General features: G+C 66.0%; 23 protein-coding genes, 1 tRNA gene and 1 pseudogene. 14 read left to right on the plus strand and 11 right to left on the minus strand.

The features are described 5' to 3' along the window. Nucleotides 1-625, minus strand: a pseudogene (locus tag A9X03_RS21685) (arginine--tRNA ligase); the annotation flags it as partial. 115 nt (nt 626-740) lie between these two features. On the opposite strand from A9X03_RS21685, the gene A9X03_RS21690 reads away from it, so the two are divergent. The 6 genes from A9X03_RS21690 (at nt 741) to A9X03_RS21710 (ending at nt 5,829) form a co-directional block, all read left to right on the plus strand. Then, nucleotides 741-813 (plus strand) — tRNA-Arg (locus A9X03_RS21690). Nucleotides 814-1,073: 260 nt separating this feature from the next. After that, nucleotides 1,074-1,880 (plus strand): hypothetical protein, encoded by an 807-nt coding sequence (locus A9X03_RS21695; RefSeq protein ID WP_068262903.1) that lies wholly within the window; start codon nt 1,074-1,076, stop codon nt 1,878-1,880. Then, nucleotides 1,873-2,502: a ribonuclease D gene (locus A9X03_RS21700; protein ID WP_068262908.1), complete on the plus strand. Its 630-nt coding sequence runs from the start codon at nt 1,873-1,875 to the stop codon at nt 2,500-2,502. Before A9X03_RS21695 ends, A9X03_RS21700 begins: the two co-directional genes overlap by 8 nt. A gap of 120 nt (nt 2,503-2,622) precedes the next feature. Continuing rightward, a complete protein-coding gene (locus A9X03_RS29405; protein ID WP_156746629.1) occupies nt 2,623-3,516 on the plus strand; it encodes a hypothetical protein in 894 nt (297 codons plus the stop codon). Nucleotides 3,517-3,580: 64 nt separating this feature from the next. After that, nucleotides 3,581-4,954 (plus strand): HEPN domain-containing protein, encoded by a 1,374-nt coding sequence (locus A9X03_RS21705; RefSeq protein WP_068262910.1) that lies wholly within the window; start codon nt 3,581-3,583, stop codon nt 4,952-4,954. 476 nt (nt 4,955-5,430) lie between these two features. Further along, nucleotides 5,431-5,829, plus strand: coding sequence for a DUF732 domain-containing protein (locus A9X03_RS21710; RefSeq protein WP_156746630.1), 399 nt, complete (start codon nt 5,431-5,433; stop codon nt 5,827-5,829). A 217-nt stretch (nt 5,830-6,046) separates the two neighbouring features. On the opposite strand, the gene A9X03_RS21715 is transcribed toward A9X03_RS21710, so the two are convergent. Continuing rightward, nucleotides 6,047-7,813, minus strand: a complete 1,767-nt coding sequence (locus A9X03_RS21715) for a GNAT family N-acetyltransferase (RefSeq protein ID WP_067747682.1) — start codon at nt 7,811-7,813, stop codon at nt 6,047-6,049. 90 nt (nt 7,814-7,903) lie between these two features. Between A9X03_RS21715 and A9X03_RS21720 the strand changes: the two genes are divergently transcribed. Both A9X03_RS21720 and A9X03_RS21725 read left to right on the plus strand, forming a co-directional pair. Continuing rightward, nucleotides 7,904-8,683: an alpha/beta fold hydrolase gene (locus A9X03_RS21720; protein ID WP_068262920.1), complete on the plus strand. Its 780-nt coding sequence runs from the start codon at nt 7,904-7,906 to the stop codon at nt 8,681-8,683. A gap of 189 nt (nt 8,684-8,872) precedes the next feature. Next, on the plus strand, nt 8,873-9,637 hold the full coding sequence (locus A9X03_RS21725) for a S9 family peptidase (RefSeq protein ID WP_067747679.1): 765 nt from the start codon (nt 8,873-8,875) through the stop codon (nt 9,635-9,637). Between the two features lie 44 nt (nt 9,638-9,681). Here A9X03_RS21725 and A9X03_RS21730 read toward each other — a convergent pair whose 3' ends face one another. Further along, on the minus strand, nt 9,682-10,182 hold the full coding sequence (locus A9X03_RS21730; RefSeq protein ID WP_067747677.1) for a nitroreductase family deazaflavin-dependent oxidoreductase: 501 nt from the start codon (nt 10,180-10,182) through the stop codon (nt 9,682-9,684). A 108-nt stretch (nt 10,183-10,290) separates the two neighbouring features. On the opposite strand from A9X03_RS21730, the gene A9X03_RS21735 reads away from it, so the two are divergent. Beyond that, nucleotides 10,291-10,989 (plus strand): glycoside hydrolase, encoded by a 699-nt coding sequence (locus tag A9X03_RS21735; RefSeq protein ID WP_067747674.1) that lies wholly within the window; start codon nt 10,291-10,293, stop codon nt 10,987-10,989. A gap of 19 nt (nt 10,990-11,008) precedes the next feature. Here A9X03_RS21735 and A9X03_RS21740 read toward each other — a convergent pair whose 3' ends face one another. Further along, nucleotides 11,009-11,533: a hypothetical protein gene (locus tag A9X03_RS21740; RefSeq protein ID WP_068262927.1), complete on the minus strand. Its 525-nt coding sequence runs from the start codon at nt 11,531-11,533 to the stop codon at nt 11,009-11,011. Between the two features lie 132 nt (nt 11,534-11,665). On the opposite strand from A9X03_RS21740, the gene A9X03_RS21745 reads away from it, so the two are divergent. After that, nucleotides 11,666-11,989, plus strand: a complete 324-nt coding sequence (locus A9X03_RS21745) for a DUF732 domain-containing protein (RefSeq protein ID WP_067303584.1) — start codon at nt 11,666-11,668, stop codon at nt 11,987-11,989. 44 nt (nt 11,990-12,033) lie between these two features. Here A9X03_RS21745 and A9X03_RS21750 read toward each other — a convergent pair whose 3' ends face one another. Then, on the minus strand, nt 12,034-12,522 hold the full coding sequence (locus A9X03_RS21750) for an NUDIX domain-containing protein (RefSeq protein ID WP_231969136.1): 489 nt from the start codon (nt 12,520-12,522) through the stop codon (nt 12,034-12,036). Nucleotides 12,523-12,583: 61 nt separating this feature from the next. Continuing rightward, nucleotides 12,584-13,879, minus strand: coding sequence for a tetratricopeptide repeat protein (locus A9X03_RS21755; RefSeq protein ID WP_067783855.1), 1,296 nt, complete (start codon nt 13,877-13,879; stop codon nt 12,584-12,586). A 160-nt stretch (nt 13,880-14,039) separates the two neighbouring features. Here A9X03_RS21755 and A9X03_RS21760 point away from each other — a divergent pair, with 160 nt between their 5' ends. After that, on the plus strand, nt 14,040-15,755 hold the full coding sequence (locus tag A9X03_RS21760; RefSeq protein ID WP_067761232.1) for an NAD-binding protein: 1,716 nt from the start codon (nt 14,040-14,042) through the stop codon (nt 15,753-15,755). A gap of 60 nt (nt 15,756-15,815) precedes the next feature. Here A9X03_RS21760 and A9X03_RS21765 read toward each other — a convergent pair whose 3' ends face one another. Next, nucleotides 15,816-16,694 carry an LLM class flavin-dependent oxidoreductase gene (locus tag A9X03_RS21765; protein WP_067761229.1) on the minus strand — a complete coding sequence of 293 codons (879 nt, stop codon included), beginning with the start codon at nt 16,692-16,694 and terminating at the stop codon, nt 15,816-15,818. Nucleotides 16,695-16,764: 70 nt separating this feature from the next. Here A9X03_RS21765 and A9X03_RS21770 point away from each other — a divergent pair, with 70 nt between their 5' ends. Further along, on the plus strand, nt 16,765-17,178 hold the full coding sequence (locus A9X03_RS21770; RefSeq protein WP_067761247.1) for a VOC family protein: 414 nt from the start codon (nt 16,765-16,767) through the stop codon (nt 17,176-17,178). A gap of 94 nt (nt 17,179-17,272) precedes the next feature. Further along, a complete protein-coding gene (locus tag A9X03_RS21775; protein ID WP_067783851.1) occupies nt 17,273-17,668 on the plus strand; it encodes a VOC family protein in 396 nt (131 codons plus the stop codon). A gap of 3 nt (nt 17,669-17,671) precedes the next feature. On the opposite strand, the gene A9X03_RS21780 is transcribed toward A9X03_RS21775, so the two are convergent. Genes A9X03_RS21780 through cysD form a run of 3 tightly spaced genes read right to left on the minus strand, consistent with a single transcriptional unit; the run spans nt 17,672 to nt 20,984 of the window. Then, on the minus strand, nt 17,672-18,157 hold the full coding sequence (locus tag A9X03_RS21780) for an RrF2 family transcriptional regulator (RefSeq protein WP_067275957.1): 486 nt from the start codon (nt 18,155-18,157) through the stop codon (nt 17,672-17,674). Between the two features lie 47 nt (nt 18,158-18,204). After that, nucleotides 18,205-20,055, minus strand: a complete 1,851-nt coding sequence (cysC, locus tag A9X03_RS21785; RefSeq protein WP_067761224.1) for an adenylyl-sulfate kinase — start codon at nt 20,053-20,055, stop codon at nt 18,205-18,207. After that, nucleotides 20,055-20,984 carry a sulfate adenylyltransferase subunit CysD gene (cysD, locus tag A9X03_RS21790; RefSeq protein ID WP_067761222.1) on the minus strand — a complete coding sequence of 310 codons (930 nt, stop codon included), beginning with the start codon at nt 20,982-20,984 and terminating at the stop codon, nt 20,055-20,057. The genes cysC and cysD overlap by 1 nt, the downstream gene beginning before the upstream one ends. A 185-nt stretch (nt 20,985-21,169) precedes the next feature. Here cysD and A9X03_RS21795 point away from each other — a divergent pair, with 185 nt between their 5' ends. Then, nucleotides 21,170-21,607, plus strand: coding sequence for a PaaI family thioesterase (locus A9X03_RS21795; RefSeq protein ID WP_068262929.1), 438 nt, complete (start codon nt 21,170-21,172; stop codon nt 21,605-21,607). Nucleotides 21,608-21,610: 3 nt separating this feature from the next. Here the strand turns inward: A9X03_RS21795 and A9X03_RS21800 are convergent, their stop codons facing one another. Continuing rightward, the gene (locus A9X03_RS21800) at nt 21,611-22,102 is read right to left on the minus strand and encodes a carbonic anhydrase (RefSeq protein ID WP_067275944.1); all 492 of its coding nucleotides are present in this window, start codon (nt 22,100-22,102) and stop codon (nt 21,611-21,613) included. Nucleotides 22,103-22,117 lie beyond the last annotated feature (15 nt).

Raw genomic sequence — 22,117 nt, forward strand, 5'->3', positions numbered from 1 at the left:
CCAGCACCTGCGCGGCGATGTCGTTGATGTAGGCGCCGGCGTAGCCGTCCTCGGGCGTCGGTTCGCCCTTGGCGGCGGCGATCAGCGAGTTGGCGAAACGGTCGATCTGGGCGCCGTGGTCGTTGAAGTAGTACTCGCGCTCGACGGCGGCGCCCTGGGTGCTCAACAACCGGCCCAGCGCGTCGCCGACGGCGGCCCAGCGGGTGCCGCCGATGTGGATGGGCCCGGTGGGGTTGGCCGAGACGAACTCCAGGTTGATCTTGTGGCCGGCCAGCAGGTCGGAATGGCCGAAGGTGTCGCCGGCGTCGATGACGTTGTTGACGACCACCGCCTGCGCCGACGCCTCGAGGCGCAGGTTGATGAAGCCGGGCCCGGCCACCTCCGCCGAGGCGACTCCGTCGGCCCGTGACAGCGCCTCGGCCAACCAGCCGGCCAACTCGCGGGGGTTGGCGCCGACCTTCTTGCCCAGCTGAAGCGCCAGGTTGCTGGCGTAGTCGCCGTGCTCGGGGTTGCGGGGCCGCTCCACCGTGACCGTCGCCGGCAGGGCGGCAGCGTCCAGCCCGCGCTCGGCCAGCACCGCGGAAGCGGTGCTCCTGAGCAGCTCAGCGAGGTCAGCGGGGGTCACAAGCGTCCATCCTATTGGCTGAGGTGCCCGCGCCCCGAATCCATTGCGGTGGTCGAGCGGTCACCAACATGCGCTAGTCTGGCTGGGCCCAATGGCGCAACGCCAAAGCCGTAGCGCCCCCGTAGCTCAGGGGATAGAGCGTCTGCCTCCGGAGCAGAAGGCCGCAGGTTCGAATCCTGCCGGGGGCACCCTGCTTGAGCAGCGCAGATACAAATCCGTGCAAGTTACGTGAAATAACGAGCATATGGCAGAACTCTCCTGCTATTACTCACCCGGCTCGCGCATCAGTAATGCCCGGTCCTGTACGGCCCGGCCGAGCTCTCTTCCGGGCCCAGTACACGCTGGGTTTCGCCTACAGAGTTCTCGGCCCTGGTCGTCGGCACGCCGCCACTGATTTGTCGGTCGATCCGCCTACCCTGAATCGCGTGACGCTTACGGGTCTGGCGCTGTGAGCGACGACAACGGCGTACGAGCCGCGTTAACCACGTACAGGACGGCCTTGGTTGCGTCGCTCGTCGTCATAGCCGGAATCGGATTGATGTGGCTGTCCAACATCAGCTGGTTCGACTCGCACAAGGCCCTTCAGGCTACTGCCACCCAGGTCGGCGGGCTGCTCATTACGATAGGCGGATTGGCCGTCCTGTGGGACCTCAGAGCCAAGAGAGACTTCATGAACGAAGTTCTTGAGAAAACGAAGATCGCCGCCGACGTCAGCGCGGCGGGTATTGATCGCGTGACGATGAGGTGGATGGACGTCCCGTGGGATGACCTCTTCAGAAGTTCGAAGCATGTCTCGGTCTTCATCGCATACGGCAGCAGCTGGCGCAAACTGCACTGGCCAAAGATCGAGGAGTTCGCCAAGAACAAAGGCAACTCCCTGCGGCTGTTCCTCCCGAACCCCTTCAACGAAGGAACAATGCGGGTGCTAGCACAGCGATACGACTCCAACCCGGAGAGGATCCGGGACAACGTTATCGAGACGGCGCAGGAGTTCGCGACCCTGGGGACCTCATGCGCCGCAGACATCCGTATTTACTACCGAACCGGTGATCCGACCTATACCTGCTATCACTTTGACGACAAGGTTCTAGTGACGCTCTACGCAAATAGGCGGCGGCGCGGCGACGTGCCAACTTTGCTGTTCGGGCAAGGATCATTCCGCGAGTTTTTCAAAGATGATCTCGCGGCTATCGAAGCTCAAAGTGAGCCGGTCGCGTTGGCCGACGTGACGAGAGAGGCAGGGAGCAATGATTGAGAACCTAAAAGTCGAACTCGTCGAGGGCGACGTTTCCTCTGACTTCGAGTCCGCCGTCAGAGACGCCGAGATCGTGGCCTGGGACATCGAAACTAGTGGTCTTGATTGGCGGTTCGATCGCATCGGCACTTGCCAACTGCACGTGCCCAGCATAGGGACGCAGATAATCCGCGTGAATGGACACCAGCCCGAGAGACTTCGGGAGTTGCTGATGTCGGAGCATGTCCGAAAGGTCTTCCATCACGCGCCTTTTGATCTTCGATTCATGCGGTACCAGTGGAAGGCCAGCCCTCGAAGCGTCGCATGCACAAAGATCTTGTCGAAAATCGTTCGGCCGGAAGCGGACGGACCAGAACACAGCCTGAAGCCGACTCTGGCACGGTTCCTCGGAGTGGTGCTTGACAAGAGCCAACAGACGTCGAATTGGCTGTCAGCCACGTTCACTCCCGAACAACTGACGTATGCGGCACGGGACGTCGAGTACCTAATTCCGCTCCTCGATACGTTAATGGATGAGGCGCGAGCGAATGGTGTGGCGGACATCGCCGACCGGACGTTCGAGTATCTACCCACTCGCATCGAAACCGATATCCGCGGTTGCGGTGACGTTTTCGCTTATTGATCTGCTGAACCAAGGTCGGTCGAAATCCCGGTTGCTGGAAGCTCACTGCCACAGCAACTTCGTAGCGCTACGGTCGAGAAGTCAGTTACACCGTAGACACCACGAGGAGCCGTAAAGCCAGTGCCGACAGAAGAACCCAACCCGGCTAATTACCATCGTGTATTCCGAGCGCTCGGAAATCTTCAGCCGGCCGAAGCGCTGATGGGTACGGAATTCGCTGACCTCGAAGCCGCCCTGGAACTGATCGAGGCTGGCATCGCCTCCACGCAGGACCCCAACCCAGATCACTGGTTCCCCAATGTGATGGCGGCAGTGAGCCTGTTCCTGCGCGCGTATCAGGGGCTACAAGCGGCGGCCAATCTCTGCGCCTTTGGTTTTTACGTTGAAGCGCTGGCCACGCTCCGCAATGTTCAAGAAGCCGCTGGTTTGGGAAGAACACTCGCACATAAGCTCGAGCTCGCCGAACGATGGCTCCACGGAGGCGACTGGGTAAAAGACAAGTTCTCAAAGGAATTCGCCGAACAGATGGCAGCTGACAGCGCCGCTACCGGCCCAGATAAACAGCGAGTTCCACATTGGGAGACGTACAAGATGATGAGCCAGTACGCCCATCCGATGGCTGGAAGTACCCTTGGCTTCCTGTTCACCCCGGATGGTGAGTACAGCCACGCCCCTTACCCGTCAGTCGATGCGGCCGAATTCAAGCAGTGCGCTGCCCTAATTACATCTCAAGCGTTGTTCGTCGCGTATGCATTCCGCAATGCCGCAGCGGATTTCGACACGATCCCTGCTTGGTGGCACCAACAGCTAGCTGCTCTGGCACGACGGGTTTCAGGCTTGCCGCTCGAACACTTAGATCAAGATTGGGTGGCACATCAAGAACGTTATGAATCGCTGATCGCACAAATTCAGCACAGTGGTGATCTCAGGGATGCTCTTCGTGCAGACCCGAACAGCCTGGATAACCTGCGTCGCCGAGCGAAGGATCAAAAAGAACTAGGCGAAGAGCAATAGCCTATTTGGAACTCGATGAATCACAAGCGAGTTGCGGGTTGGGGCTCTCAGCAGGAGGCGCTCAATGAACATCGTTGCCAGCGGGGAATTTTGGCTCCCGGAGACACCCGACGAGACGGTGCGCGGAGCATTCAGGGCAGACGCCGGTGAGCAACCTGAGGTAGTGCTCGACCGCGCCTTGGTCGGAGACCCACGGGTGAGTCGCACGGATGGCGGTGGTCTCATGTATGCGCAAGGGGCGGCCGACCGTATTAAGGCAGCGCTAACGATGACGATCCAAGGTCGACTCGACTCCGGTGAATGCGTCACCCTGATCAATGCCCAGAACTGGGGCGACCCGGGCCCCCCATTCGGCTCACCCAGCTACGAAGCGCACTGCGCCGTCGTGGGTGAGCGCCACATATGTGGTCCCGATCAGCTGTTCAGCGCCATGCGTTTTCGCTTCGGGAACCCTACCTGGCTGGGCCATCTGGAAGGCGGCGAAAGCGCCGCCGTCGGTGGGGATGGGTCCACACTCGGCATCGAGAGCGCCGACGACGGCAACTGGCTGCTGTATACGTCCGCGACCCCACTGACACAACGACGACTTGAAACCATGGTGGTGTCGGGTTGCCTGACCCTGGCCGAACTCGCGCTAGACCAGGCTTTCGCAGCTCGGGACACATGGGTGCGTATCGACGAGGGCGACACATGGCTGTGGGTCTATGGGCCCGGGGCCAACACGCCCCCAAAGGAATTCGACTACCGGACGCTCCTGCCTCGCGAGGAACTCACACTTGAGCGCTTTGCTAACTGGATCCCGATCAACGACACGCTCGACGGGATCGGCCGGGTGGCCGGCCAACCCCTTGAGGGTTATTTGGAGACACAGGCGCTGTTAGTCACTACGTTGCTCGAGGGCTTACACCGCCGACTGCGTCATACTTTCGAGCAGTCCAAGTTTCCCGCGGCATCTGCCTCCGCGCTTGACAGCATTAAACAAGCTGCTCGGAACGCCGCAAAAGCTAAAGCGGCAGACAGAAATGACTCGAACTTAGACCCGCAGCAGGTTCAAACCGCCGTGATGAAGTCCATCAGCCATTTTGACGACGTCGAGTACATCGACCGCGCCACCGACGTAATAACGAGGGTTTTCCCAGTTTTGCCGGAGCTCACCGAACCGCTGTCAGTAGCTGACCTCGCGAAGCATATGAAGAAGTCGCGCAACGAAATGGCTCATCAACTGGTGCGCGAGGAGAAAGAGTCCACGGCCGCTCGGCACCTCCGCTGGCTGATCGTCACCCACACCACGCCGTGGCTTCTGCGAGGGCTGCTTCTCTTGGAGGCGGGCGTCGAGCCGAGCGTCATTCATTCTCACCACCAGCAGCACATCGGTTACCCATCGGCCTGCGCTAACGTCGCCCAATTTGTCAGCGAATTAGGCTCGCAACTCGGCTAGAACGGCGTCGTCCAAAGTTCACGCCTGTGTTTTCGGTTAGACCGATCCGGTGGTCGCCGTTGACGAAGACCGTCGCCAGACTCACTCCTCAATCGTCGTCCCTCGGGCCGTGGGCGTCGAAGGACCGTCAACATGTCTTCGTCTTTCCGGAGGCACACGCATCAGGCGATGCAGCCTTAACAAAGCTGAGTGCAGGAGCCGTGGCCGCCAACATTCAGGGGCACTCAGGCCCCTCGGCCATGGTCAAAGGACCCTGTCGGTCGCGCACGAGCAGTCGCAACGTAGATGGCACATCTGCGGACATTTGGGCACGGAGACCGGTTCGGGAAATAGGCCCTAAGTTGGTCCGCCGGTTTTTGGCGAGGAGGACTTCTAACATGACGACCCCGTACCGAGAGGCTCCGTACCCGCATCCGTATCCCGTTCCGTATCCACCTCCTCCACCCCAGTTAGCTCGGCGCCGCAGTAACGTCAAGGTGATCGCCCTGATGGTGGTCACCTTCCTGGTGATAGCGGGGGTTGTGGTGGCTGTTGTCGCCGGTGTCATGATCCACAGGCAGCAGTCGAATGACCTGAAGGCTCAGTGGGCGCCGCCCGCTGCCGCGATGATCCATTACTCCGCTGCCGAGCAGATGTACCTCGATCATCTGCGGAACGTCCAGGACCCCAACACGCGCGAGCGCGTGTACTCGGGCAACGAGGCAGACGCTCTTCGGATCGTGAACACCGGTCACATGGTCTGCTACGACCTGGGTAACGGGGTTGGTATGGGTGCCGAGATTGTGGGCCTGCAGCTCAAGGGTTACTCGCCGTTGGCTTCTCACGCCATAGTCAACCTCGCGTTCACGGACCTTTGCCCGCGCGTTTACGGCTAGGAGGTGAAATGACCCGGACACTGACACGCGGCCACCTCACGCGGGTGGCTATCGAGCACGGCTGGTCGGTGGCGACCAACTACAACATCGATGTGATGACGCGCGCCTAGGTCCTCATTCGGGTTCGCTACACACGCAGCCGGATCGGTCGCACACCGGCCGCTTAGCTGGCGTCGCCATCACGCACGCTGAAACGTTGACCGCGGATAAACCGGACTCAGATGGTGCGTTTCAGCCCGACGTGGGCGGCGTGGTACCCGAGCCGGCGATAGAACGCCCGAGCCCGTTCGCGAGCCTCGTCTGTGGTCACCTGCGCCAGCTGTGCGCCGTGCGCTCGGCCGTAGTTGTGTGCCCACTCGACGAGTGCAGTACCAAGACCCTGTGCGCGTTCGGCTTTGGCGACGCGTAATCCCTCGATCTGCAGCCGGGTGGCGCCGCCGCGGGAAAGACCGGGAATGATCGTCAATTGCACGGTCGCGACGACCATGTCGGAACCGTTCATGACGACGCCGAGGTAGTTGGATCGGTCGCGAACGACGATGTCGTAGGCCGCCTCGTAGCGTTCGAGTTCGGCGGCTTCGCGTTCCTGACCGAATTCGTCGTCGGAGAGCAGCTGGGCGATCACCCCCACGTGTTCGCGCGTCGCGCGCTGCACACGATATGTGCGGCCCGCCACCCGCAGCAGTCCCCGAACCGAGGACTGCGCCAGTGCCTGTAGGCGCGCCACCAACAGGTCCAGCCACGCCCCCACGTTGGTTCGTGCCTCCGCGGTATCCGGGTAGCGGCATCGCAGATGTAGCCCGGACTCGTCCTGGATGAACCAGAGCATGACGCCGTCGGTGTCAACGCTCGCGCTCACATACTGGGCGTCGAGTCCGACCGAGTCGATGCGCACCGGAAGTCTGCTTTGGTCCAGCCAGGAAATCGCGAACATGCCTGGCGCGATGGGCATTCCACCCCACGGAGCCAGTACGTCGGCCAGTGGCCAGGAACCAAGCTGCACGGCCTCTTTGACGGCGGTGGCCGCGGCGTGGGGCTCGGCAACCGCCGACTCCAGGACCGAATTGGTGATGAACCAGCCCACCGAGTCGTGCCATTTGTCTTCAAATCGGCTGTGCACGGGGAAGACCGCGCGCAGCGGCGCCCCGGCCAACTCGCGGGTCACCGCGGTCATGGCGACCACGGCGAGTGCCAGCGTCGAGACACCGTCGTCGCGTGCCTGCGCGGCGAACGCGGCGCCGTCATCGACATCGAACACGTCACGCACTTCAACACGTTCTGGATGCGGCCCGGACTCACCCAACGGCAGCGGAAACCGTGGCATCACCCCACCGCTGTCGCTGATGATTTGTGCCCATCGCGCGCGCACGCGTTCCGGTGCCGCGGGAAGGTCCAGCAATGCCTGCGTGTGCACGACAAATGCCGGCGGCGGTTGCGGCGACGGCATACGTCCGATCCGGGCGTCGGCGAGCATCGACAACAGGTCCCGCGCAATCACCAGCATTGACCACATGTCCACGTGGGCGTGGTCGGCGGCGATCACCACCGTCAATCCGGCGGCAGTCTCCAGCACACACAATCGATGTGAGGGCCGCTGATAGGGCGAGCACGTCGCATTGAGAACCACTCGCAGTGCGTCGTTGACCGCCTGGCCCGCAGCGATCTCGTGCTCTACCCACTGGCCTGGGTGAATATCGATCTCATGCAGTTGCGGATCGCCGTCCGCCCCGGGGGTGAATGCCGTTCGCAGGGTGCCGTGGCGGGCGATCACGGCCAGCCACGCATCGGCCAACGATTGGCGGCTGACCCCCGCCGGCAACCGAATGGACAGAGCCATCCAGGAGCCGGGTCGTGCGCCGGCACCAACGTGTATGCGCTGGTCGAAGGACACCGGGAGCCGGCGGCCGAGGTCAGACACCGAGACGTCGTAGCCCCAGAGTCGTCCAAAGGGTAGCCGCAGGTGCGCGACGTTGGTCAGCCGCATGGCGGTACCTTAACGCCCCGGTTAGCCTGAATGCTCGGTCTGCGCGGTCGGCTCCGGGGCGAGCCGTCCGGTCGTGAGAAGAGTTGCGTGATGTCCACTTTCGTGGTTCCTGGAGCGGAGCTTGCGGTTGAACTGAGCGATGAAGGTGGTCATCCGGTAGTTCAACTGCATGGACTTACCTCCAGCCGCGCGCGTGACCGGGTGCTCAATCTCGACCTCGGCAGGGGCCTCAGCGGGACCCGACTGCTGCGGTACGACGCACGCGGCCATGGCAAGTCGACCGGGCGCAAGGTCCCGGAGGATTACCGATGGGAAAGCCTTGCCGAGGATCTCCTGCAGCTGCTCGACAAATGGTTTCCCGGCGAACGGGTGCACGGAGTGGGCCCCTCCATGGGTGCCGGCACACTGCTGCACGCGGCCGCCCGCGAGCCGGACAGCTTCGCCGGCCTCACGCTCATGGTGCCGGCTACCGCCTGGGAAACCCGGCCCGCGCAGGCCGAGATCTACCGGGTTGCGGCCGAATTTATCGAAACCGAGGGAGTCGGGGCATTCATCGCGTCGGCGCGTGGGGCGACTCCGCCGCCGGCCACGGTCGGCGCGCCCGAAACAGTTCCCGATGTGGCCGACGCGCTGCTGCCGTCACTGTTTCGGGGCGCGGCTCTCAGCGACCTGCCCGCTCGCGAAGCGGTCGCACGAATCGATGTGCCGACGACGATTCTGGCCTGGGTCGGCGACCCGGCGCATCCGATGTCGACAGCGGAATCGCTTGCCGCACTGATGCCGCGGTCAACGCTCACCGTGGCGCACACCCCGGCCGATGTCGAGACCTGGCCCCAGATCCTGAGCCAAGACGTCGCCCGCAGGGGGTGAGTTGTACGCGGTTGTCGCACAACGGCTTTCGTTTCGGCCGTGAGCGATCCGGCACGCACACCCGCAATATGCCTCTGAACTGCGAACATGTGGCTCGATTCCGCAGTTATTGTTCCTGCCGGGGACACAAACCTTCTCGCAGGTAGGTCGGCCTTACGACCGCCGGCCCGGGCGGGTTAGATCGTCAGCATGGGCGAACGCGTCACATTTCAGGGCTCGACGGGCGCGCAACTGGCCGGCGTCATCGAAGTGCCCGACGGGACGGTGCGGGGCTGGGGCGTGTTCGCCCATGGCTTCACGCTCGGCAAGGACTCGCCCGCCGCGGCGCGGATCTGCAAGCAACTGGCCACCGACGGCATCGGCATGCTGCGCTTCGACGCGCTGGGCCTCGGCGGGTCCGAGGGCGACTGGGGCGACGGGTCGTTCACCGTCAAGGTCGACGACATCGCCAGGGCGTGCGAATTCATGACCGGCCGCGGAACGCCGGCCGACATCCTGATCGGGCACTCGTGGGGCGGCGCCGCGGTGCTCGCCGCGGCCCGGCAGTCGCCGGGAGTGCGGTCGGTGGTGACGGTCGCGGCGCCGGTCGACCCGAGCCACGTCGAAAAGCATTACGACGCAGTCGTCGACCGCTGCCTGACCGAGGGCAGCGCCGAATGGATGGTCGGCGGGCGCACGCTGACGCTCAAGCGGGCGTTCGTCGAGGACGTGCGGCGGGCCCACCTGCGCGACAAGATCAAGGGCTTGCGCCTGCCGCTGCTCATCCTGCACTCGCCCACCGACAACACGGTCGGCATCGAGAACGCCAGCGAGATCTTCCGCTTGGCCCGGCACCCGCGCAGTTTCGTCTCGCTCGAGGGCTCGGATCACTTCCTCACCGCGCGCGGCCAGGCTCACCGGGCCGGGCGAATCATCGGCGCCTGGGCCGACGCGTACCTGGGCGATACGGATTAGGCGGCGAAGCGCGAACGACTCTGTGCGACAGCGCCTATCGTCGTTCAGTTCCGCGGCAGGACGAACGCCTCGATGTGCCGCTTGCCTGCCCGCACTTCGTACTTGCGCCAGCCGGGATACAGCTCGAGGCCCTTCGCCCAGATCTCGTCGCGCTCGCCCGGCGTGGCGAGCCGCGCCGTCGTATGCCAGGTGTCGCGGCCGATAGTCACCGTCGCCTCGGGGTGGGCCTTCAGGTTGTGATACCAGGCGGGATGCTTGGCGCCGCCGAAGTTGGATGCGATGAGGGCCAGGCCATCTGGATGGGGGATCCCATACACGGCGACGGTGCGGGGCTCGCCGGATTTGGCGCCGGTGGTGGTGAGCATGACCACGGGGATGCCGGTTGCGACGCCGGCGAAGCTGCTTCTGCCGCCGCTGACCTTGGTGATGAACCGGTCCAGGTGGTGCGCCGTGGGGCGCAGCAGCGCCACGCCCACCGTCGTGGAGGCGAAGCGGCGCATGACCCGGTGGAAGGCGTTGGCATCGGCGAAGGTCTGGCCGGACATGGGTGTCATTGTGACGCGACGGAGCATGGCGTGGGGCGCATTCGCCCGACCCGAATAACCCGTCGAAAACGCCCCACGGGTGTCGCCCGCGACATTAAGCTGCTGGTCGTGGGCGTGAATGTGTTAGCCAACGGCCGGAGTCGTTGGCTGGCGATCGTGGCCTCGCTCGTCCTGTCGGCCGGCATGGTCTACGCCCAGGGCGCGAAGCCGCGACCCTCCGCGCCCGCCCCGCCGCCCGCGGCCGCCACCAGCGTGGCCGCCGGACCGGCCGACGCGGCGCCCAGCGCACTGGCCAACGCCCCGCACACCGCGACACCGGCGGAAGTGGAGATGCTGACCGCAAACGCGCCGCCCGCCGCCGGCCAGCAATTCCAGGTCGCGCTGCCCCACGGCATCGGGTCCGAGGACAGGCTGCAGGTCAAGACGATCTGGGCGGAGCGCGCCATCAGCGTGCTGTTTCCGCAGATCACCACCATCGGCGGATACCGGGAGGACGCTTTGCCGTGGCATCCCAACGGGCTGGCGATCGATGTCATGATCCCGAACCACGCCAGCCCCGAAGGCATCGAGCTGGGCAACCAGATCGCCGGCTACGCCCTGGCGAACGCCAAACGCTGGGGAATCAACCACGTGATCTGGCGGCAGAAGATCTACCCGGGCGTTGGTGGGGGAAGCTGGACCGCCGACCTCGGTTCGGAGACACTCAATCACTACGACCACGTTCATATCGCCACCAACGGTGGCGGGTACCCGACCGGGCACGAAATTTACTACATCGCCTCGATGACGCCCGCGCCGCAGCAGTGATCCTGGGCGACAACGACATTCATGCGGGACCGGCGGCAAACGCCGCCACCGGCATTTCGACGCTTCCGCCGCAGGGACCGCCGTTGATGTCGGTATGCCAGGTGCCGCGCAAAGATCCGTCCGGCTGTGGCGTGTAGAACGCCCACGAGCGCGCGGGTGCCCACACCTTGGGGACGCCGTCGCCCATGTAGCAATCCCATTGGAACTCGAAACGCTCGACCCATCGAGCCCCGTCCCAGGTGTAGTGCGAGGGCTGGGGCAGGGTCGGGTTCTTGGGGACGGGGCCGTTGGTGGCGGTGGCCACGCACTGGCGCGACGAGCAGGCGGTGACGAAGACATAGTCGGCGCTGAATGTGGGTTCGGATTGGGCCGCCGCCGCACTGGTGCCTGACTTGTTGACGGCGTACCTGGCCAGCGAATACTTCCCATTCCACGACGGCAGCGCGGCGTGCACGGGAATCGCGGGCAGGGGCTGGACCGCCGCGGCGACGGCGGCGAACGCCGCGACGCCGCGAAACCGCCATCGGGAAGACATCGGGTCCATGGTGCGGGCTCAACGACGCGCCCCCGACGGCCCACCAAGAATTCGTTGAGAACCCGTTAAGCCCCCGTGCTGATTCTGTGATCAACGCACCCAGCGTCCACGAGAAACCCACATCAGCACTAGGAGACCCCGATGTTCACTCGCCGTTTCACCGCCTCCGTCGTCGGCACCGCCGCCCTGGGCCTGGCCGCGCTCGGCCTCGCCGGCACCGCGGGCGCGAGCTCGGTCGACGACGCGTTCCTCGCCCAGCTGGCCGCCGATGGCATCACCCCGCCGAGCGCCTCGGTCGCGGTCAAGGACGCGCACGCCGTGTGCAACGCCCTCGACCAGGGTCACTCGAGCAAGGAGGTCATCAACGCGGTGGCCCAGGCGACCGGCCTGAGCGCCAAGGGCTCCAAGACGTTCGCCGTCGACGCCGCTTCGGCCTACTGCCCGCAGTACGTCACCTCGGCCTGAAACCTGACACCACGATGCGGGGACCCGGCGGGTCCCCGCATCGTTCATGCTCGCCGCAGCAGAAACAGGCCGTAGGCGGCGATCGACTGCGCGTCGGCGATCACCCCGGACCGGATCATCTGCTCGACGTCGTCGCGGTCGAACCAGGCGCTGCGCAGGTCCTGTTCCTCGTGCTCGAGGTCCGGTTCCCCCTCCTCGACGATCCCGGTCGCCAGGAACACCCAGCCGCGCTGGCTGCTCATGCCCGGAGCGACATCGAGCCGGCCCAGCACCTCGAACGACGTCGCGCTCAAGCCCGTCTCCTCGCGCAGCTCACGCTCGGCCAACTCGGCAGGCTCGGTGTGCGTCAGGCCGGGGGCGGTGCCTTGCGGGAACTCCCACCGCCGCTCCCCGAGCGGGTACCGGAACTGCTCGACGAGCCGGAAGCGGTGGCCGTCGAACGGCATCACCAGCGCATAGTCGGGTTTGTCCACCACCCCGTAAATGCCGGGGCTGCCGTCAGGGCGACGGATGTCGTCTTCGCGGAGCACCATCCACTGGCTCCGGTAGATCTCGCGGGACGCGACGCATTCGATGAAAGGCACCAACCCAGTATCACTGGGCTGCCGTGAAGCGGTCGTACGTGCGGCGCAGGGCACCGCGGTCGACGGAGTGCAACACCCGGGTGAGGGCTTCGAACACGTCGACGTAGCCGACGGTGGGATCTGCCGCGTCACCGCGGGTGTATTGCCACGGCAGGGACCGTCCGCGGCGCAGCACCTCCCCGAGATACCACACGGCGCCATCGACGAACGGCGCATTCCGCTCCTCGTCGAGGAGCTGCTCTGGGGTCGCGCCCTTCTGGATGACGAGCTCTTCCAACGCGTCCAGGGACTCCGGGGAGAAGTCCCAGACGGCGTCGCCGCCGTAATGGCCTGCCCATACCGGAAATTGGGCGCCGCGCTCGGCAAGCCAGCACCGCAGGTATTCCTCGTCTGAAAATCGCTGCGTGGCTTGATGTTTGGCACGCAGACGGCGCTTGATGGCCCCTTCGACCCGATCACGGGTCTCGGTCACCCACCGGTATTCCTCCGCGCGGTCGCGCCACTTGGCCAGTTCCTCACGGGCGGCGACGGTGATGGGATTGTCGTCGCCGAAGACCCGCGCTTCGTCGTCGACCAGGGCTTGCCAGGTGGCGACCTTGTCGCGGCAGTCGTCCGGTTCGGGCTCCCACAGCGCGATGGTGTGCCGAGCGATCAGCGTGTGGCGGTGGTCATCGCCCAGCTTTTCGCGCATCACCTCGACCAGCGACTCGAGCTCGGCCACCGCGCCGGGACCGTCGACCGATTCGCCGTGCCATTGCGCCAGCGCCATGCGCATACCCAGAGTGTCCTCGTGGTGCTCGCCGAGCACCCGGCGGCGGGCCTCGAGGACCCGCTCGCCCTCGGCGATGGCGCCCGCATAGTCCCCGAGCTCCTTGCGCTTCTGCGCCACCCGGTCCCTGGACGTGAGCGCGGTGGGATGCTCGGGCCCCAGCACCCGTTCTTCGTCGGCCAGCAGTTGTGACCACTCGGCCAGCGCGGCCCGCGCTTCGCGCTGGGGCCGGTCCGCGAACATGTGGCGTGCGGTCAACGTGGTGATGTGATCGCGGCCGAGCAGCTGCTCTAGTTCGGGCACCAGCTGCTCGAGGGCGGCATAGGCGCCGGCCTGGTCGCCCATTTGGAGCTGCAGGTGCACCAGCGCGAGCTTCATGTCCAAGACGTTGGGGTGACGCTCCCCCAAGATCGGGCGGCAGACGGCAACCAGCTCGTTCATCAGCGGCAACGCCCCGGCGAAGTCGGCCGCGGCGATGCGTTCCGAGATGAGCCGGGTCAAGGCGGCGAGCGGCCCGGGCAGTTCCGGCGGCGTCATACCGCTATCGAATCCCTCGCAGGGCCTCGTGGCAATTCACCTCGCCGCTGGCGCGTCCGGTGTCGCGCTGGCATGAAACGGCACGGTGCCCGATAGTCATAGGAACGAACGCCAACGTCTCAGAGGTGGGTATGCCGTACGCCCGGAAGGGTGCGTAACCATGCGCGGTCACATCATCGTCAGCGGTGACGACGCGCTGGCGACCACGATCGTCGAGGAGCTCAACAACGCCGGCGTGCACATCGTCAAGCTCAGGACCGCCGGCGAACTCGAACACGCGGAAGTCGCCCGCGCCCGCGCGGTGATCTGCGTCGGTGACGACGACGCGACGAATCTCGAAATCGCGTTGCTGGCAAGGAAAGTCAACCCGCGGGTGCGGGTGGTGGCGCGGCTGGGCAACGACGTGTTGCGGACGGCGATGGCCGCCGACAAGCGCCCCGGAGCGATCCTGGACGTCGCCGACCTTGCGGCGCCCTCGGTCGTCGAGGCCTGCCTGGCGCACACCGTGCACCCGTTCGAGGCGGCGGGCATCGAGTTCGTCGTCTCGGGCGCCGAGGCGCCGTACAGCGCGACGCTGCGTGAAATCTACGGTGACCTGGCACCGGTGGCGGTGATCCATGGCGAGGACTGCGCGACCCCGGGCGAGGTGGTGTCGTGCCCCGGCCGTGATTTGGCGGTCCACGCCGGTGACTGGACCGCGATGATCGGCACCGCGGACGAACTGGCCGCCCGCGGCATCAAGGTCCCGCGCCCCACCGTGACGCGCTACCGCCTGCCCCGGCTGCGGCGGACACTCGACGGCGTGCGCGCGCTGCGTGACGACGTCAACCCGATGTTCGGGCGGGCCCTCGTGGCCGCGGCGTGCTTGCTGCTCGGGTCGACGGTGGTCCTGCGCTTCTGCTACCAGCCGAATCCGAAGATGACGTGGCTCGACGCGTTGTACTTCAGCACCGAGACGATCGCGACCGTGGGGTACGGCGACTTCAGCTTCCTTCAGCAGCCCACCTGGCTGCGGCTCTACAGCATCATGTTGATGTTCGCGGGCGTGACGACCACGGCGCTCCTGGTCGCATTCATCGCCGACCTGCTGATATCGCGACGATTCGCCCACTCGGTCGGACGCCGCCGGGCCCGCCATCTGCGCAACCACGTCATCGTCGTCGGGCTCGGCTCGTTCGGCAGCCGGGTGGTCGCCGACCTGAGGTCGGCCGGATACGACGTGGCCGTCATCGAGCGTGACGAGAACAACCGCTTCCTGTCGACGGCCGCCGACCTCGACGTGCCGGTGATCTTCGGCGACGCCACGCTGCGCAAGACGCTGGAGGCCGCCCGCGTCGAGCACGCCCGCGCGGTGGCGGTGCTGACACAGGACGACATGGTGAACATCGAGACCGGCATCGTGTTGCGCGAGATGCTGGGGCCGCGGGTGATGCCGCACGTCGTGCGGCCCGACGTTCCCCTCGTGCTGCGCGTGTACGACCGGAAGCTGGGGGCCGCGGTGGCGCAGCGGTTCGGGTTCGAGAACGTCCGATCCACCGTCGAACTCGCCGCACCATGGTTCATCGGCGCCGCGATGGGCCTGCAGGTGCTCGGCACCTTTTCGGTCGGGCAGCGCTCCTTCATGGTCGGCGGAATGCATGTGGCGCCCGGCAGCGAGCTCGACGGGCTGAAGATGTTCGAACTGTCCACCCAGACCCGCGTCATCGCGATCACCCGGCAGGACGCGCCCGTGGAGCTGCATCCGCGTCGGGACGCCTGGCTCCGCGGCGGCGACACGGTCTATCTCGTGGGGCCTTACCGCGAGCTGATGGCGACGCTACGCAAGGGGCAGCCCCCGCAGCAGCCCGCCGCCGGGGAAGAGCGCGCGTCGGCCTAGTGGCGATCGCAAGCGCGGCGAAGCCGGGCGCTGCGGGTCGCCGCCGTCGGGCCAAGCCCTTTACAGCCGGCCGGCCACGTCCGCCGCGCGGCGTAGCTGGTCGATGTCGGAGCTCGTCGGGATGAGCTGTACCTCGTCGGTGCCGATGGCCTCGAACTTGCGCAGCACTTCCAGCAGCTCGTCCTCGGTGCCCGCCCAGCCGGTGGTCGGCGCCATGGCGTCGACGTATTCCGGCGGTATCCAATTCATGTAGCGCCGCAGATGACGATGCACCTGGGCTCGGGACTCTTCGGGCGACCCGAACGCGAACCAGAACGACGTCACCAGGTGCGGTTCGCCCTTGCCCGCCCGCGCCCACGCGTCGCGGGCGACGTCGAAGAGCTCGTTCTGTTTGGCGACGTCCAGGTCCAGCGTCGTCCCCGCCAGCCCGGTGGCCCAGGAAGCGGCGCTGCGGATGGTCTTCGGGCCGATGCTGCCGACAAACAGCGGCGGACCGCCGGGCTGCACCGGCGCAGGCCCGACCGGTAGCACCGACTCGGTGAGCTTTTCACCGGCCCACACCCGCTTCATCACGGCCACGCGCTCGGCCATGTCGCGCATGGTCTGGGTCGCCGGGTCGGCGCCCACGGCGTGGTAGTCCTCGTGCCGCCCGCCAACGCCGATGCCCACACTCAGCCGCCCGCCGCAGAGCATGTCCCCGGTTGCGAGCGCCTTGGCCAGCATGACCGGGTCGTGCAGCTGCGGCACGATCACGGTCGTCAGCAGCCGCACTCGGCTCGTCCAGGCGGCCAGCGCGCCCAGCAGCGTGAGGTTGTCCGGGTTCTCGAATGCGATGCGCTCGCCCCAGCACAATGACGAGAACGGGCCGTCGTCGATCGCGCGCGCCCAGTCCTCCAAAATTCCCGCATTCAAGTCCGGCTCCATCACCGGCAGCGTCATCGCAGTTCGCACGCGGCGATTCTGGCATGACCGGTAAACATTCGGTGGCGCAAGTGGCAGCATGGAGCAGATGGGTTTCACCAGCAGTTCGATCGCGCACGTTCGCCTCACCGTCACCGATATCGAGCGATCCCGGCAGTTTTACGAGAGCGTGTTCGGTTGGCCGGTCCTGCTGGAGGTACCCGACAACGCCGACGAGGCCACCCGCAAACAGCTGAGCTTCCTGTTCGGTGGGGTCATCTACGACCTCGGCGGCACGCTGCTGGGGCTGCGGCCGGTCGCGACCGATCGCTTCGACGAGGATCGCGCCGGGCTCGACCACATCGCGTTCCGGGTCGCCAGCAAGGACGAATTAGACTCTGCGGCAGCGCATCTCGACGAGCTGAGCATCGCACACGAACCGGTGAAAGACATCGGCCCGTCCTACATCCTGCAGTTCCGCGATCCCGACAACATCGCCCTGGAGCTCACGGCGCCGAAATAAGAACGCCATGTTGTGGCGAACGTGCGCGGAACGACGGCGGAGACGGCGTGTCGGCGCGCAAACACGCACGCTCGTCAAGGAGTAAAGAGGAATTATGGCCATCAGTTTCAACCACACCATCGTCGCCGCTCGCGACAAGCAGGAGTCCGCGTCGTTTCTAGCCGAATTGTTCGGCCTGCCCAGCCCAAAACCGTTCGGCCACTTCATGGTTGTCCAGCTCGAGCACGGCGCCAACCTGGACTATGCGGACGCTCCCGAGGGCGCGGAGATCCCGCGGCAGCATTACGCCTTCCTGGTGTCCGAAGAGGATTTCGACACCATCTACGGAAAGATCCAGTCACGAGGCCTCGAGCACTGGGCGGACCCGGGCGCCAAACGGCCCGGCGAGATCAACCACAACGACGGCGGGCGCGGGGTGTACTTCCTCGACCCCTCGGGCCATGCCATGGAGATACTCACCCGCCCTTACGGGTCGGGGGGCCAGCGCTAGCGCCTATTCGCCGGCGCGGGGCGTGCCGTGACGCACGCTTTCCTGTGTTCGATAGTCGTCGGCGAATTGGGCGACGTGCTTCGGCAGCGCGTTGGCGGCGACGTCAGCCAGCGTCGTCTCCTCCAGCACCGAACGCATGCTGGCGCGCAGCGCCCGCCAGACATCGGTGAGCGCCGCGGTGGGCCCCGAGTAGGGCAGGTCCCCCAGACCGATGTCGCGCACGCTCGCCAGCGGGCCGTCGATGCAGCGCAGCACGTCGGCGATGCTGATCTCGTTGCCCGGCCGGGCCAGTTCGTAGCCGCCTTCGCGGCCCCGATGGCTTCTCACCAGGCGGTCGGTGCGCAGATTGGTCAGGATGTCGACGAGGAACTGCGGCGGAATGCCCTGCGCCTGGGCCAAGTCGTCGGTCTTGACCAGCGTCCCGTCGGGGACCGTGGCGAGCTGGACCATGGCCCGCACCGCGTACTCCGCCTTCGCCGACATGCGCACTCTGAGGATTGTGCCACCCGGCGGCGGCAATCAGTCGCAGCCGTGCGCTAAGCGCGCGATTCGAGCAGATCGACGATGCTCTGCGCCTGCTCCTCGACGCTGAGCTCCGGGGTCAGCCGCAGGTCGGGATTCACCGGGGGTTGATACGGGCTGTCGATGCCGGTGAACTGCGCGATTTCGCCCGCGCGCGCCTTGGCGTACAGCCCCTTCGGATCACGCTGCTCGCATTCTTCGATCGGGGTGTCGCAGAACACCTCGACGAAGTCGAACCCCGCGGCGGCGTGCACATTACGCGCCATCTCACGTTGCTCGGTCAGCGGGCTGATCGCCGGTACCAGCACGACATTGCCGCAGTCGGCGAGCAGCGCCGCCACGTGCGCCAGCCGGCGCAGGTTCTCGGCGCGGTCGGCCATGCTGAATCCCAGGTCGGCGTTCAGGCCGTGCCGCAGGTTGTCACCGTCGAGAACGTAAGCTGCGACGCCCTTTTCGAGGAGCTTCTGCTCGACGAGCATGGCCACCGACGACTTGCCGGAACCGGAGAGCCCGGTGAACCACACCGTCTTGCCCCGCGGCCGGGCTTCGGCCACCTCCGATGACTTGTGCCGCACGGTGTTCGGGCTCGCCGTCTGCGCCGAGACGTCCCGCAACACCATGCCCGCCGCCACGGTGCCGTTGGTGTGCGGGTCGATCAGGATGAACGACCCGGTGCTGGCGTTGCGCGTGTACTCGTCGAGCAGCAGCGGCACCTGCGTGCGCAATGAGATGCGACCGAGTTCGTTGAGCTGCAACGCCGTTGCGGCCTTGTCACGGTGCAGGGTGTTCACGTCGAGCCGGTAGTCCAGCCCGGTCACCCGGGCGCGGGTGGTGCGGGTGGTGTGCTTGATGACGTAGTCCCGGCCGGGCTCGAGCGTCGCGTCGTCGGCCATCCAGCACACGGTCGCGTCGAATTCCTGGGTGACCCGGGGATGGTTGTTGGTGCGGGCGATGAGATCACCGCGCGAGATGTCGATCTCGTCGGCCAGGCTGATCGAAACCGCCATCGGCGGAAACGCCTCTTCCACTGGACCATTCGGCCCGTCGATGGCGGTGATCCGAGTGGTCTTGCCGATCGGCAGGACGACGACTTCGTCGCCCGGACGCATGACCCCGCTGGCCACGGTGCCCGCGTAGCTACGGTGGTCCTGATGTTCGCGGGTGTGCGGCCGGATGACGTACTGAACGGGGAACCGCACGTCGACCAGGTTGCGGTCGCCGGCGATGTAGACCTCCTCCAGGTGCGACAGCAGCGCGGGGCCCTCGTACCAGGGCGTCTGGTCCGACTTGGTCACCACGTTGTCGCCGTGCAGCGCGGACATCGGGATGGTGGCCACGTCGTGCACATCGAGGCGCGCGGCGAACGCGTGGAATTCGTCGCGGATGGCCTCGAATTTCTCTCTGTCCCAGCCGATCAGGTCCATCTTGTTGACGGCAAGCACGATGTGCTGGATGCCCAGCAGCGAGGCCAGGAAGGCGTGCCGGCGAGACTGCTCCAGCAGCCCGTGCCGGGCGTCAACGAGCACGATCACCAGCTGGGCGGTTGACGCGCCGGTCACCATGTTGCGGGTGTACTGGATGTGGCCCGGGGTGTCGGCGATGATGAATTTCCGCTTGGGCGTGGCGAAATAGCGGTAGGCGACGTCGATCGTGATGCCCTGCTCGCGCTCGGCGCGCAGACCGTCAGTCACCAGCGCGAGGTCGGTGTAGTCGTGGCCGCGCTCCTTGGACGTCTGCTCCACCGCCGCCCATTGGTCCTCCATGACGGCCTTGGAGTCGTAGAGCAGGCGGCCGATCAGCGTGGACTTGCCGTCGTCGACGGAACCCGCGGTGGCCAGGCGAAGCAGCGTCGTCGGCGTGGCCATCAGAAGTACCCCTGCCGTTTGCGGTCTTCCATGCCGGCCTCCGAGATGCGGTCGTCGGCCCTCGTGGCGCCGCGTTCGGTCAGCCGGGACACCGCGGTCTCGGCGATGACCTCATCCACCGTCGAGGCCTCCGATTCCACGCATCCGGTGCAGGTCACGTCGCCGACGGTGCGGAACCGCACCGTCGCTTCGAACACCGGCTCGTCGTCGCGCGGGTGCATGTGCCGGTCGACCGCGAGCAGCATGCCGTCGCGGCGAAACACCTTGCGGCGGTGGGCGTAATAGATCGAGGGCAGCGCGATGTTCTCCGCGCCGATGTAGGACCAGATGTCGAACTCGGTCCAGTTGGACAGCGGAAAGGCCCGGATGTGCTCGCCCTTGTGGTGCCGGCCGTTGTACAGGTTCCACAGCTCGGGGCGTTGCGCCTTCGGGTCCCACTGGCCGAACTCGTCGCGGAAGCTGAACACCCGTTCCTTGGCCCGCGCCTTCTCCTCGTCCCGGCGGGCCCCGCCGAACGCCGCGTCGAACTTGTTCTCCCGGATCGCGCGCAGCAGCGTCACGGTCTGGATCGGGTTGCGCCCCTGCTTCGGCTCGACGACGCGGCCCGCGTCGATGTCCTCCTGGACCGAGGCGATCACCAGGCGCACGCCGTGTTCGGCGACCAGTTCGTCGCGCGTCGCGATCACCTCGTCGAAGTTGTGCCCGGTGTCGACGTGCATCACCGGGAACGGCAACCGCCCGGGGCGGAACGCCCGCAGCGCCAGGTGCAGCATGACGATCGAGTCCTTGCCGCCGGAGAACAGCAGCACCGGCCGCTCGAACTCGGCGGCCACCTCGCGGATGATGTGGATCGCTTCGGCCTCGAGCGAGCGCAGGTGGCTCAACTCGTACTGGCCGGCGGCGGGACCCGCCTTCAGATCGCTGGTCATGGCTTCCTCGGTTAAACCTGGTAGAGTCGGTCAAGTTTGGCAGCTTTGCCCTCTATAGCATCAGTTCGTGGCGACGGTTGTCAAGTGGGCGCCGCTCATGGCGCGGACGACGCCGATCCGACGCATCGGGTCAAGACCGGCGGTGACCCTTTTCCGGCCGATGCTCGATGCGAAAGCATGAACGGATGACCTCCGACTCCGCACCCGCCGGCCGGCCTCCGAGCGGCCGCGACGTCATCGCGCAGTTCCTCCCCCAATCGCCGTTCGTCGCGAAGCTGGGCATCGTCGCCGACCGGCTCGACGACCACGAGGTGCGCCTGCGGCTGCCGTGGGACCCCTCCAACGTGACGATCGGGGACATGGTGCACGGCGGCGCGATCGCCACCCTCGCCGACGTCACCGTCATGGCGGCGGCATGGTGCGGCGCGCAGGCACCCCCCGACCTTCGGGGCGTGACGGTGTCGATGGCGCTGGACTTCATGGCGCCGGCCCGGGCCGGCGACGTGATCGGCGTGGGCCGGGTGTTGCGGCGGGGCCGATCGCTGGTCAACTGTGAGGCCGAGATCGTCGACGCGTACGGCAAACTCGTGGCGAAGGCCCTCGCCACCTACAAGGTCGGCTGAGCGCTATGCCTTGATTTCCTGGAGCTTCCCCGTCGCGACGTCGAAGACGAATCCGCGCGCGGACTCGTGCTTGGTGACGAACGGGCTGTTCTCGATGCGGCGCAACGACTGCCGGACGTCCTCGGCGACGTCGGGAAAGGCTTCGGCCGCCCACGCCGGCTTGACGCCGGTCTCCTCTTGAATGGCCCGCTTGAAGTCGTCGTCGGTGAAGGTGAGCATCCCGCAGTCGGTGTGGTGGATAAGGATGATCTCCCGCGTTCCCAGCAGCCGCTGACTGATGGCCAGCGAGCGGATGACATCGTCGGTGACCACGCCGCCGGCATTGCGGATGACGTGCGCCTCGCCCTCGTTGAGACCCAGGGCGCGGTAGACGTCGAGGCGGGCGTCCATACAGGCGACGACGGCGACGTGCTTGGCGGGCGGCATCGGCAGCGGACCCTGGAATGTGCTGGCATATTGCGCGTTGTTGGCCAGGTAATCCTCGGTAACCGTCACGTCAGCCTCCTCGGG

This window comes from Mycobacterium sp. E1715 (genome assembly GCF_001667625.1).
GTDB lineage: Bacteria > Actinomycetota > Actinomycetes > Mycobacteriales > Mycobacteriaceae > Mycobacterium.